Annotated in this window: 10 protein-coding genes, 1 tRNA gene and 1 pseudogene; 4 read left to right on the top strand and 8 right to left on the bottom strand. The window is 38.1% G+C overall.

Annotated elements, in window-relative coordinates; all coding sequences use genetic code 11:
- Positions 1 to 25 precede the first annotated feature (25 nt).
- Positions 26 to 205, bottom strand: coding sequence for a hypothetical protein (locus GQR53_RS08535; RefSeq protein ID WP_024592379.1), 180 nt, complete (start codon positions 203 to 205; stop codon positions 26 to 28).
- A 284-nt stretch (positions 206 to 489) separates the two neighbouring features.
- Between GQR53_RS08535 and GQR53_RS08530 the strand changes: the two genes are divergently transcribed.
- Entirely contained in the window at positions 490 to 879 is a 390-nt protein-coding gene (locus GQR53_RS08530) for a YkgJ family cysteine cluster protein (protein ID WP_024590141.1), read from the top strand.
- Between the two features lie 215 nt (positions 880 to 1,094).
- Entirely contained in the window at positions 1,095 to 3,464 is a 2,370-nt protein-coding gene (locus tag GQR53_RS08525) for a TonB-dependent receptor (protein WP_165743575.1), read from the top strand.
- 360 nt (positions 3,465 to 3,824) lie between these two features.
- Here GQR53_RS08525 and GQR53_RS08520 read toward each other — a convergent pair whose 3' ends face one another.
- The 7 genes and pseudogenes from GQR53_RS08520 to GQR53_RS08490 form a co-directional block, all read right to left on the bottom strand.
- Positions 3,825 to 4,445 (bottom strand): FKBP-type peptidyl-prolyl cis-trans isomerase, encoded by a 621-nt coding sequence (locus GQR53_RS08520; RefSeq protein WP_002962890.1) that lies wholly within the window; start codon positions 4,443 to 4,445, stop codon positions 3,825 to 3,827.
- A 69-nt stretch (positions 4,446 to 4,514) separates the two neighbouring features.
- Positions 4,515 to 4,901, bottom strand: a complete 387-nt coding sequence (locus GQR53_RS08515; RefSeq protein WP_188160815.1) for a hypothetical protein — start codon at positions 4,899 to 4,901, stop codon at positions 4,515 to 4,517.
- A gap of 53 nt (positions 4,902 to 4,954) precedes the next feature.
- Positions 4,955 to 5,045 (bottom strand) — tRNA-Ser (locus tag GQR53_RS08510).
- Positions 5,046 to 5,189: 144 nt separating this feature from the next.
- Positions 5,190 to 5,567, bottom strand: coding sequence for a hypothetical protein (locus GQR53_RS08505; protein ID WP_002962892.1), 378 nt, complete (start codon positions 5,565 to 5,567; stop codon positions 5,190 to 5,192).
- 202 nt (positions 5,568 to 5,769) lie between these two features.
- Positions 5,770 to 6,318, bottom strand: coding sequence for an NAD(P)H nitroreductase (locus tag GQR53_RS08500; RefSeq protein ID WP_165723417.1), 549 nt, complete (start codon positions 6,316 to 6,318; stop codon positions 5,770 to 5,772).
- Between the two features lie 130 nt (positions 6,319 to 6,448).
- Positions 6,449 to 7,131 (bottom strand): annotated as a pseudogene (locus GQR53_RS08495) (DoxX family protein).
- 93 nt (positions 7,132 to 7,224) lie between these two features.
- A complete protein-coding gene (locus tag GQR53_RS08490; RefSeq protein ID WP_165743573.1) occupies positions 7,225 to 9,186 on the bottom strand; it encodes an NADPH-dependent 2,4-dienoyl-CoA reductase in 1,962 nt (653 codons plus the stop codon).
- Between the two features lie 219 nt (positions 9,187 to 9,405).
- Between GQR53_RS08490 and sppA the strand changes: the two genes are divergently transcribed.
- Positions 9,406 to 11,271 (top strand): signal peptide peptidase SppA, encoded by a 1,866-nt coding sequence (gene sppA, locus GQR53_RS08485; protein ID WP_039489813.1) that lies wholly within the window; start codon positions 9,406 to 9,408, stop codon positions 11,269 to 11,271.
- 82 nt (positions 11,272 to 11,353) lie between these two features.
- Positions 11,354 to 12,364, top strand: coding sequence for an asparaginase (gene ansA, locus GQR53_RS08480; protein ID WP_002962901.1), 1,011 nt, complete (start codon positions 11,354 to 11,356; stop codon positions 12,362 to 12,364).
- Positions 12,365 to 12,415: the final 51 nt, after the last annotated feature.

The raw sequence follows: 12,415 nt of genomic DNA, 5'->3' as shown, positions 1-12,415 counted from the left end.
TTTATCGCAATTGCTCTTGGTAAACTTACACGCTGAATAAACTTGCAACCCAATCCAACGTAAAAATGGTCGTAAACACTTTAAGTGCAATGACAACTAAAAATAATAGGATGATTGCCGCTTTAGCTTTGCTACTTTTAAGATTGTTCCAATACAATAACTTTGCATTAAATTCTGTTTTTAACTTAGTGACAGCCTCTTTCATAATAACGCCCTGCTTAGGTATCCGCGCTCAGCAACATTTAACAATCACACAGTTTCTCAAGCGGGGTTTGTAACAATTTTCGCTACCTTTAGAGTTAACCATTAAATAAAGCCTGTACTATATAAAATGTAACAAGGGGTTTTAACTTAAGTTATTGTATCTAACTATTGTTTACACACCCAAAAATTAAAGGATGGGTAAATTCAGTAGAGCGTTAATAATAAATTTGGTGCTACACTAATAACTAACTTAAATTCGTTAACAGCCAACTAAATTAGCCAATTATGAAAGAATGCAACCAGTGTGGTAAATGCTGTATTAAATATGGCGGCGGCGATTTAAGCGCAACGAAAGAGGAAATAGATTTATGGGAGCTCTTTAACCCCGAAATTTATGAATACGTTAAAAACAACGAAATTTGGTTTGACCCAAAAACAGGCTTAAGACTTCAAGTATGCCCATTTTTAGAAATTGCGCCTAAAAAAGATCCTCTCGCTAAAAATATGTATACCTGCAGTATTTACCTCGACCGCCCAGAAGACTGCCGCCACTACCCTAGTCTTATTTCAGAGATGATCCGCGACGAATGCGAAATGATTGAATCTGTAGATATAACAAATCAGACAAGAGCGCAGCATAAACTAGATGCGATAATGATAGATAGCCGCTATTAAATAAATAGGTTTACCGGTTAGCGCTATGAGTTCTTCGGTCAAATAGATAAGTTTTCTATTCACAAACCTATTATTTGAATTTTTATAATATTGGCTTAATCGTCATTTTTAGATTATTCATCGCAAAATTCAAAGTTATACTATAACATTGTTGATTCGTTAATTTTGCGGTGTTATATTATATCACAACATAATAACCACGAACCAATATATCCATGACAAAGTTAACATTAATCTCCTCTGCTATTTTTTCTGTTTTATGTTCTCAATCAGCTTTGGCTGCAACCGTTACTGGTAAAGTAATGGATGATAAAAATCAACCTATTAAAAATGCCTCTATCCATGTCCATGGCAAAAACCAAAGCGTTAAAAGTAATGATTTAGGCGAGTTTGCTATCGATATAGATGCAGACAGCCAATTACATATTAGTAAAGACAACTACGTAGACTCTCGTATTGCTGTTAGCGAATCTTCAAATAATCTGTCTGTGTCACTTAAACCAACATCGGTTGAGACAGTGGTTGTTTATGCCTCTGCACTTCATAAAAATAGCCTCGAGATGATATCGCCAGTAAGCGTGCTCTCAGGTGATGAATTAAGAAATAAATCTAAACCAACTCTTGGTGAAACTCTAAAAGGTTTACCAGGCGTAAATGCAAGTTACTTTGGCCCTGTATCATCAAGCCCAATTATTCGTGGTTTAGATGGCCCTCGCGTTAAAATCACACAAAACGGATTAGATGCCAGTGATGCATCACGCATTGGCCCAGACCATGCGACATCAAGCGATAGCCTAGCAGCAGAACAAATTGAAGTATTACGTGGCCCAAGTACCCTACTTTATGGCTCTGGCGCAATTGGCGGTGTTGTAAACGTGGTTGATAACCGCATTCCTACAGACAATATCGACGAGCTTACGGGTGCTGCTGAATACAGCCACGATACAGTGTCAAACTCAAACACAGTAGCTGCAAAACTTGAAACAGGTAATGAAGGCTTTAACTTTCATTTTGATGGCACTAAGCGCAGTGGCGATGATTACCAAACACCTACCTTTACTATTGCCGACGATGATGGCGATGTAGAAACAGAGAATTCTGTAGAAAATACTTTTATTGATAGCGAAACACTCAACTTTGGTACCAGCTATGTGGGCGATCATTTAACGATTGGTTTTTCTTACGGTAGTATTGATACTGATTACGGTATTCCTGGGCATGAGCATCATCACGATCACGAAGGTGAAACTGAAGAAGAGCATGCAGAACATGAAGATGAAGCTGCTGAGGAGCCAGTTTACGCACATTTAGAGCAAAATCGCTGGCAAGGGCTTGTAAGTTACGCCCTTCATAATAACTGGATTGAAACCATCAACCTACGTGTTGGCTATACAGATTACTCGCACAGCGAAATTGAAGATGGCGAAATTGGTACTACTTTTAAAAATAAAACGACTGAAGCACGTTTAAATGTAGAGCATAAGTTTGCTGATTGGCACGGAATGATGGGCTATCACTACAGCGATTCTGACTACGATGCAATTGGTGAAGAAGCCTTTACACCCGCAAGTGTAACTACAACTAACGCATTATATTTACTAGAAGAGCGTGAATTTGGCGACGTTACAATTGAACTTGGCGCACGTGTTGAAGATTACAAAATTGAAAGCCAAATCACGGCACACGAGCATAGCCACGATGAAGTAGAAATAGATCACAGCGACGAAGAAACCATTGGGTATAATGAAAGTTTTACCAATTTAAGTGCCTCTGCTGGTGCCATTTGGCAATACAAGCCGGGTCATAGTATCGCTACAAGTATTTCTCATTCAGAACGAGCACCGCTTTCGGCAGAACTTTTATCTAACGGCTTACACATTGCAACTGGCACTTACGAGCTAGGCCTTGGTTACAATATTGAAGATAATGAAGCGCATTTTGAGCCAGAAAATATCAAGCAGGAAACTTCAACAAACTTAGATTTAAGCTTTAGACGCTTTAGCGGTGATTTTGGTTACACCGTTAACTTTTTCTATAACGATATCAAAAACTTTTATTTTCAAGAAAATACGGGTTTAGTTTACGATGAAGAAGATGGTTTAGAATCAGCTATTGGTGCACATGACGATGCTGTTGCGGTTTATCAGTTTACAAGTAAAGACGCAGAGCTTTATGGAATTGAGTTTGACGCGCATTACCAAGTAACACCAAGCGCTATGGTTAAAGTATTTGGTGACTCAACTCGTGCAAAACTAAAAGACGACGAAGGTAATTTACCACGTATCCCTGCCAATAAATTAGGCTCTGAGTTACAGTACGATTTAGGTGACTTACAACTAACATTAACGGGTACTCATTACTTTGATCAAAACGATGTAACTGCCTTTGAAACTCAAACTGATGGCTATACGTTATTTGATGCACAAGCTAATTACCAATTAGGTTTAGGCAGTGTCGATGCACAGCTGTATATAAACGTTGATAACATTACTGATGAGTTAGGTTTTGTACATAGCTCATTTATTAAAGATAAAGCACCACTACCAGGCAGAAACTTCCGCTTTGGTGTTCGTGGCTATTTTTAATAATTAAAAGTAGTTTTAGTTTATAAACCGCATTTTATTAATGCGGTTTTTTATTTTTAGAATATATAATATCAACACGCAGTTATACTTAATCGATTTGAAGGATTAAACCTGATGCTAACTGCGTTAAGAATTTCTGATATACGACTGCATGGATGCTGGAGGTAGAGCAATGCAAGAGCAATTAGTGGTAACAACTAAACAACGAAATTTTTGCCTTGTTATCGACACAATTTTCTTAGCGAAAAATAGATCACTTAATTAAGCTAATTGGTATAAAACTCTTAAATTACAAACACAAAAAAGCCGTATTCAAATTGAATACGGCTTTTTAAATTCTTAAATTAAAATTTATTTAATTTAAGAAATGATTTCGTGTAGCTCAACATCAAATACAAGCGTTGAGAAAGGTGCGATTGCAGCACCTGCGCCACGTTCACCATAAGCAAGCTCATGAGGAACGTAGATACGCCATTTAGTACCTACAGGCATCATTTGTAATGCTTCAGTCCAGCCTTTGATCACGCCACCAACTGGAAATTCAGCTGGTTGACCGCGCTCGTATGAGCTATCAAACACAGTACCGTTAATTAGTGTACCGTGGTAATCAACACGTACTGTAGACTCAGCTGTTGGCTTTTCGCCTTCGCCAGTCGCTAGTACTTCATATTGAAGACCAGACTCAGTTACTGTGATTTCAGGACGTTTTGCGTTTTCTTCTAAGAATGCAATACCTTCTGCAGAAAGTACTTTAGATTCTTCTTCACGACGAGCTTGGATCTCTTCGTTAATCTTTTCGAATGCAGCTTGAATCTCAGGGATCTCAACTTGAAATGCGCTACCAGCGTACGCATCTTTCATGCCTTCAAATACTGAATTTAGGTTTAAGCCTTCAAAAGGATTAGACTTAAGTTGCTCACCCATTTGTAAGCCAATACCGTAACTTGCTTTTTCAGCATCTGTAGTAAAATTATCTGACATAATGTGTTTTTCACGTTTTGTTAGTTAAAAGACACGTATATGCTATCACAAAATAAACCCCGTTTGGGGCTAGTTTTTGCTGAGTTTTAGCTTAATTAGGCCAACAATATAACTACAAAGCGGTAAAGTGAATAAAATTCCAACAAGTAAAGGAATAGCTAATAATCCAGATTCACCAGACAATAAAAATGGCACTGCAACTAAGCCTACTAAACCAATAAAAGCAGAGCCAATTACTGGCCAATGTTTATCATATTTAGTAATAAGATGGGCAGCCAAAATATTAAAACCAAGACCATAAGCAAAAGCGGTAATTAAAGGATATTCTGGTTGTGCGTCGACCGCCATTTTTGCCAACAAGCTAATAGCACTTTGATAGCAGTAACCAAATACCATCCATAATAAAAGATGTTTTATTAATAGCTGTGAGGTTGATAGGTTCGTTGCTTTAGTCATTAATTAAACTCCACAAAGCAAAAAACCGCCTATAAGGCGGTTTTTTTAAATAATGGTGGAGAGATAGGGATTTGAACCCTAGATGGGCTATAAACCCATGCCGGTTTTCAAGACCGGTGCATTCGACCACTCTGCCATCTCTCCGTACGGCGCGAATAATATGGTTAAACGTGTTACTTGTAAAGAGCTAAATATAAATTAATCGTAAATAATAATTAAACGACTAAAAACAAGTCACATTGCTCTTTTGTTGCGCTATTTACTGCAACACGCTTATTAATTCAATACTCAGTAATATTGTTTGGGCCTGCGAGCAATCCAAGAACAAATCAAACAAGCCAATAAACTCAGTGCCGTGAATGTTACACTTTGAAAAATTAAGTCAAACCGATTTAAATCATCACTTGGCACTATTACAAACATAAAAGCGGGGAGTACACTTAGCGCTAAAACATAACAACACACTTTAAATGCCCGTCCAAAGTCAAAACGTTTAGACTGTTGCATCCACAAAGTTAACAGTATTAGCATACCTATTGCAGAGCCTGCTATAAAATGCGCTGCATTTGTACTCATTGCAACATACAAAGTTACAAAAGCACCAACGATTCCCCAAATTGACCACGCAAGCCAGTTTTCTTTTTCCTGTAAAAATAAATTTCCCATTGTTTTCGTCTTCTTTATCGTTATTTTTATTAAGACTTTCCATAATGTATCAAAAAACAACCGATTAAAAAACAAACTGAAGAAGAATTATTAACTTTTGTGCTTCCAAGCGCTTCTCACAGCCAAACCACTAACTCTTTTATATTACTCTTGGTAACCTTAATGAGTTATGACTATGCAAATTGCATAAAGTTCATACTATTCACAAATTACTAAAATAATGTTCTGGTTTATGGCGAGGTGGCTTTTTACACTCGACTTGAGGAGTACCAATGTATAAGTACCCTACAATTTCATCTTGCTCATGTAAGTTAAGCGCTTTTTTGACTGCTCTACTTTGTGCAAAGTAACCTGTGCGCCAAACACCACCTAAACCTTGAGCAAATGCAGCTTGTTGCATTGCTAATACACTACAGCCTGCACTTTGTACTTGCTCGATACGAGGAACTTTTGGGTGTTCTTGATATTTAGCAATTGCTATTACAATCATAGGCGCACGAAGGGGAAGCTCTTTAGCACGGTTAATTACTTTTTCTGTCTGTTGCTCTGCCACTGCACTTTGATGGTAAATTTCACCCAGTTTATTGCGTGCATCACCTTGAGCAATGATGAACTGCCACGGTGCTATACAGCCATGATCAGGAACACGTAATGCTGCTTGCTTAATTATGTCGAGCTGCTCAGGCGTAGGACCCGGCTCTGTTAGTTTAGAGTCTGATTGGCGGGTAAGTAAAAGCTCGATAGCGTTCATAACGATTCCTCAAAATTCAAAACGATAGAGTAACATTTAAAACCTTAAATAATAAATACCGAGAAATTAAAAATGCAAAACGGCCGCAAAGGGTCAACTATGCAGCCGTTAATAAAATACATTTAATGCGTTATTTTTTTATAACGTTTCGCTTTAACCAGTAATCAATACTAACAAAACGCCCACCGCCCATAAAAAATAAACTTAGGAGCATAGCAAAATAAATTGCCGAAAATTCTATGCCATTATTTAAAATAGATGGTTTACCTTTTTCGTATAGGTAATCAGGAAAGCCATGCTCTTCAACTAAGCCTCGAATTTTCCCTATCCTGTCTTGTACTTCTAATGAGTTTTCGAGGCTTTCTTTTGCACCAGGGATAGATAGCCAATCAAGTACTTGCGCAGCACTTGTTTCTGGATTAGTCGGCGCTATTGCAAACCACCCGTTATGCCAATGTACTGAAGTAGCCGCTACAACCATTGTGAACATAAGCGGGATACTGACTAAGCGAGTTAAAAGGCCAAATAATAACAACCAACCACCTAAAAATTCACTCCATCCAGCTAAGAAAGCTAGTAAGTCAGGAAACGGCAAGCCTAAACCCCATTCACTATTACCAAACCATTGAACGACATCAGGAGATGCTAAAAAGTTATTTAGAAAGCCTTCTTTTTCAGTGCTTATAGCAAGTTTGTTATAACCTGCGATGATCATAACAGGAGCTAAAATTAAGCGAAATAGTAAAGCAGGTAAACCATCTAAAACGATAGCTTACCCAATATTGTGTTATAAAAACTGATTAGTTTATTCATGCGTATCCTGTGTGTTCAATGTTTATTAAGTTATAGACTATAAACAACAAAGACCGTATAAATTGATAAACTATTTCAATTTATTTACAAAGGTTAAATACTTCTCGCCACTTGTAGAGCTTCAAAAATAGCGCGTTTAGCATCAATTGCAGCAGCCAATTTAGCTCCGCCTATCACATGCACTTTTGCGTTATCTGTGTAACCTTCTAGTACTTCACTATTAGAAACCTGACCAATACACGCAATAACAGTATCTACCGGCAGTACTTGAACTTCTCCAGCAACATTAATTGTTAACCCATTTTTATCAAAACTTTGATATTGGCAGTCAGCAATTTGTTTAACACCATGCTGTTTAGCAACTTGGCGATGTATCCAACCAGTGGTTTTACCAAGCTCACTACCAAAACGACTCGAACTTCGTTTTAACATATACAATTGGCGCTCGTCTTTATGAGGTTGTGCATCACACTCAATCCCCCATTGCGTTTTAAACTCGCTAATGGATTGTGATTTATGTTCACTTAAAAAAGCAACCATATCAAAACCAATACCGCCAGCACCTAAAATAGCGATTGATTTGCCCAATTCTACTTCGCCGCGTATGACTTCGTCATAAGCAAACACACGCTTATCATCACTACATTTAATAGAGGCTTCACGCGGCCTAACGCCTGTTGCAAAAACAATATCATCATAATCTTTAAGCATTGAATCGTCGTAAGCTTTACCAAGCTCCACTGTTACTTTTAATCGCTCGAGCTCATTTGTGAAGTAAGTAAGTGTATGGTTAAAGTCTTCTTTACCCGGTATCTGCATGGCTAAATTAAATTGACCGCCCATTTGCGATTTTTGATCAATTAACGTGACGTTATGCCCTTTTTGAGCCAAGTAACAACTTGCTGATAAACCAGCAGGACCTGCACCGACAACTAATACATTTTTAGCTTTGGCTGCTTGCTCTAGCGGGTAATCTAGCTCAAATGCAGCTTGTGGATTAACTAAACACGTAGCACGTTTATTTTTAAATACGTGATCTAGACAACCCTGGTTACAGCCAATACAAATATTAATTTGTTTAGATTGATTGTTTACATACTTATTAAAAAACTCAGGATCAGCCAATAACGGACGTGCCATCGAAATTAAATCAGCCTCGCCTGCATTTAAAATATCGTTAGCAATTTCTGGAGTATTAATTCGGTTAACAGCAATAACTGGCACGCTCACCACGTCTTTTAAACGTTTTGATGCTTCTTTAAATGCACCCGGTGGCACCATACTCGCAATAGTCGGTACACGCGCTTCGTGCCAACCAATACCAGTGTTAAATATATCAACACCCGCTTTTTCAAGTTCGGTAGCCTGAATAACAACTTCCTCTGGTGTTGAACCGTTTGGAATCAAATCAATGACCGACAATCTAAAAATAATTAAGAATTTTTCAGATACTTTTGCTCTTACAGCTTTAACTATTTCAAGTGCAAGTCGCATTCTATTTTCTAAGCTGCCACCAAACTCATCATCGCGTTTATTGGTGTGCGGCGCCATAAATTCATTAATCAAATACCCTTCAGAACCCATGACCTCTACGCCATCGTAGCCGGCTTTTTCAGCCATATAGGCAGAATGCGCAAAGTCTTTAATTGTTTTTTTAATCGAGCCAAGCGACATCGCTTTAGGTTTATAAGGATTTATAGGTGCTTTTATTGCACTTGGTGCTTGATTGAAAGGATGGTATGCATAACGTCCAGCATGTAATAATTGCAAACAAATTTTTCCACCGTGTTTATGCACAGCATCTGTGTAAGCGCGATGCTTAAACACATCGTAATAACTATTAAATGAGGAAGAAATAGGTGTTAGCTTGCCACGTAAATTAGGGCTGTATCCGCCTGTAATTAACATCGCGGTGCCACCTTTTGCACGTGCTTCATAAAATGCACGTAAGCGTTTGCGGTTATGCCAGCCCTCTTCAAGACCTGTATGCATTGAGCCCATAACCAAGCGGTTACGTAATTGTGTGTGTTTTAGTTGTAATTGTTGTTCTAACATCTTGTGCCCCGTTAACTGGTCTAACCTGTATACATTAGCTAATTCTGCTTTAATGGCAAGTAATAAGCAATATGTGCATGCATTTAATTAAAAATAGCAGTAAAAACTTACGTTTATATAGGTTCATAAACACTTCGTTACGATTTAGCAGTTAAATTTATTTTTATTCTAAGCTAAGATGGGACTAATGTATTAACTGTACCAAATTAAGGAGCTATTTTGATAGCAAAGGTATTTAAAGGTATTTGGGCTGGAATTAATTTTTCTCGTCGCTTAATACTAAACATTTTGTTTTTATTACTGGTAATTGTTTTCTTTGTGTCACTCTCAAGTGACGATGATCAAATAATAGTTGAAAATGGCTCTGTACTTAGGCTTAACTTAAATGGCCCTATTGTTGAAGAGAAAACATATATAGACCCAGTTGAAGCCGCAATTAGTGATGCAACTTCTGGTTCTGAAGCACCAAGCGAAATATTACTCGACGATATTGTTGAAGTAATAAACGAGGCGACTAAAGACGATCGTATCACGGTGATATTGCTTGATTTACAAGAGATGCCTAAAGCACATTTAAATAAACTTAAGCAAATTACAAAGGCTATTGATGCCTTCAAGCAAGCTGGCAAAAAAGTAATTGCATCGGGTTATTACTATACTCAAGCGCAATACTATATTGCATCGCATGCTGACGAAATAGCTATGCACCCATACGGCAGCGTAGGTATTGAAGGTTATGGCATGTACCCGCTTTACTTTAAAGATGCACTTGAAAAGCTTGAAGTAACGCAGCATATTTTCCGTGTTGGTACATTTAAGTCAGCAGTAGAACCTTTTATTCGTAACGACATGTCCGATGCAGCTAAAGAAGCTAACCGCGTTTGGTTAGGCGCTCTTTGGAGCGAATACAAACAAGATGTTGCCGCTGTTCGCCCGTTTGATGAGTCAAATTTTGACGAAACAATGGACGTATATCTAGAAAAAATGAAAGCTGCCGATGGCGATGCAGGTAAATATGCACTTGATCACCAGTGGGTTGACTCTTTAAAAACAAATCAGCAAGTTCGCAAACAATTAATTGATTTAGTGGGCACACAAGAAGATGGTAAGACATTTAAGCAAGTTTCATTTCGTGAATACTTAAGCTTAATTAAACCGCCTATTGAAATTGATAACCCTATTACCGAAAAAGTAGCGGTAGTTGTTGCTAAAGGTACGATTGTTGATGGTGAGCGTAAAGCGGGCGAAATTGGGGGTGACTCTACAGCTGCCCTACTTCGTAAAGCACGCCTTGATGATAAAGTTAAAGCGGTTGTACTACGTATCGACTCTGGTGGCGGTAGTATGTTTGCCTCTGAAGTTATTCGTGCTGAAGTATTAGCCCTTAAGGCTGCTGGTAAACCTGTTATTGCTTCAATGAGTTCTGTGGCTGCATCAGGTGGTTATTGGATTGCCTCTGCTGCAAACGAAATTTGGGCAGCACCAAGTACAATTACAGGCTCAATTGGTGTATTTGGTACCTTTATGACATTTGAGAAAACCTTATCGAAAATTGGTGTTTATTCAGATGGCGTTGCAACAACCGAAATGGCTGGCTTTTCTATCACTCGTCCACTAAATGAAAAAATGGGTCAAGTAATTCAAATGAACGTTGAGGAAGCATACGGACGCTTTTTAAATGTTGTTGCTGATGCGCGTAATATGACGCCTGAGCAGGTTGACAAAATTGCCCAAGGCCGTGTATGGATTGCATCTCAAGCACTTGAACTAGGTTTGGTTGATAAGCTAGGCGACAAACAAGGTGCGATTGAAGCCGCTGCTGCACTTGCCAAGCTTAATCATTATGAAGTTAAAACTATTAAACAAGATTTAAGCTCGCAAGAAAAAATGATCCAAAACATTTTTGGTAATGCGTCTATTAAATCTATGCTTGGTTTGCAAACACAAAAAACATCTGTGTTAGCAACACAAGCTAATTTACAAAGTGTTATTAACCAATTAAGTACTGAAGTTGAAAACCTTAAAGATTACAACGATCCACAAGGTGTATACGCACGCTGTTTAGTGTGTAATGTTGCACAATAAAAGTGCATAGCTTCACCTAATCAGCTGTATTTAAAGCTGCTTAACGTTATACTAGGCCCAGTTTTTTTACTGGGCTTTTTTTATGAAACGTAAACGCATTTATATCGCTTATACTGGCGGTACTATAGGTATGAAAAAATCGAGTCGAGGCTATATTCCGGCTGAAGGTTTTTTAACAGAAACCGTAGTGAATAACGCAGAATTTAATCGTGATGAAATGCCTTTGTTTGATATTCACGAATACTGCCCTCTTATAGATTCTTCAGACATGTCACCAGAGCATTGGCAACTCATTGCTAATGATATCAAAGATAAATACCAAGATTATGATGGTTTTGTGGTGCTCCATGGCACTGATACTATGGCGTATACAGCCTCAGCGCTGTCATTTATGTTCGAAAATTTGACTAAACCTGTGATTGTAACCGGCTCACAAATTCCGCTCTCACAATTACGTTCTGATGGCCAAGTAAACTTACTTAATGCCATGTATTTAGCTGCAAATTATCCTATTGCTGAAGTAAGTCTCTTTTTTAATAACCAACTGTTTAGAGGTAATAGAGCAACTAAAGCACACGCGGATGGGTTTAATGCTTTTGCCTCGCCGAATCTAGACCCCTTAGCGTTATCAGGTATTAATATTCAACTTATTAAAGGTCAGCTTAGCCCATATGTTGAAAATGAGCTGCAAGTTACACCTATTACACCTCAACCTATCGGGGTGCTTTATTTGTATCCTGGCATTAGCCAAGAGGTAGTTAAAAGCTTGGTCAATGGCAATATCAAATCACTGGTGTTACTGAGTTTTGGTGTAGGTAATGCACCACAAGATCCGAGCTTTTTGTCAATACTCGAAGAAGCAAGTAAACGTGGCGTCGTAATTGTTAACTTAACTCAGTGTTTAAAAGGTCATGTAAACATGGGTGGCTATGCAACAGGTAATGCGCTATTAAATATTGGTGTAATTAGTGGGTACGATATGACCCTTGAAGCATGTTTAACTAAGTTACATTATTTATTTAGCCAAAAGCTTGAAGTCGAAACGATTCGTCATTTAATGCAAGATAACTTACGTGGTGAGTTGAGCCGTTAATTTTTACAGGCTAAAAATACAAAAGGCACGCTAAATAGCGTGCCTTTATCG

Source organism: Pseudoalteromonas sp. Z9A6, from assembly GCF_011378805.1.
Lineage (GTDB): Bacteria > Pseudomonadota > Gammaproteobacteria > Enterobacterales > Alteromonadaceae > Pseudoalteromonas > Pseudoalteromonas distincta.
This window is presented reverse-complemented; position numbering and strand designations above follow the sequence as displayed.

Excerpts from the sequence above, each read along its gene's own strand:
- GQR53_RS08535 (WP_024592379.1), bottom strand. The coding sequence starts at position 205 with ATGAAAGAGGCTGTCACTAAGTTAAAAACAGAATTTAATGCAAAGTTA.
- GQR53_RS08530 (WP_024590141.1), top strand. The coding sequence starts at position 490 with ATGAAAGAATGCAACCAGTGTGGTAAATGCTGTATTAAATATGGCGGC.
- GQR53_RS08525 (WP_165743575.1), top strand. The coding sequence starts at position 1,095 with ATGACAAAGTTAACATTAATCTCCTCTGCTATTTTTTCTGTTTTATGT.
- GQR53_RS08520 (WP_002962890.1), bottom strand. The coding sequence starts at position 4,445 with ATGTCAGATAATTTTACTACAGATGCTGAAAAAGCAAGTTACGGTATT.
- GQR53_RS08515 (WP_188160815.1), bottom strand. The coding sequence starts at position 4,901 with ATGACTAAAGCAACGAACCTATCAACCTCACAGCTATTAATAAAACAT.
- GQR53_RS08505 (WP_002962892.1), bottom strand. The coding sequence starts at position 5,567 with ATGGGAAATTTATTTTTACAGGAAAAAGAAAACTGGCTTGCGTGGTCA.
- GQR53_RS08500 (WP_165723417.1), bottom strand. The coding sequence starts at position 6,318 with ATGAACGCTATCGAGCTTTTACTTACCCGCCAATCAGACTCTAAACTA.
- GQR53_RS08490 (WP_165743573.1), bottom strand. The coding sequence starts at position 9,186 with ATGTTAGAACAACAATTACAACTAAAACACACACAATTACGTAACCGC.
- ansA (WP_002962901.1), top strand. The coding sequence starts at position 11,354 with ATGAAACGTAAACGCATTTATATCGCTTATACTGGCGGTACTATAGGT.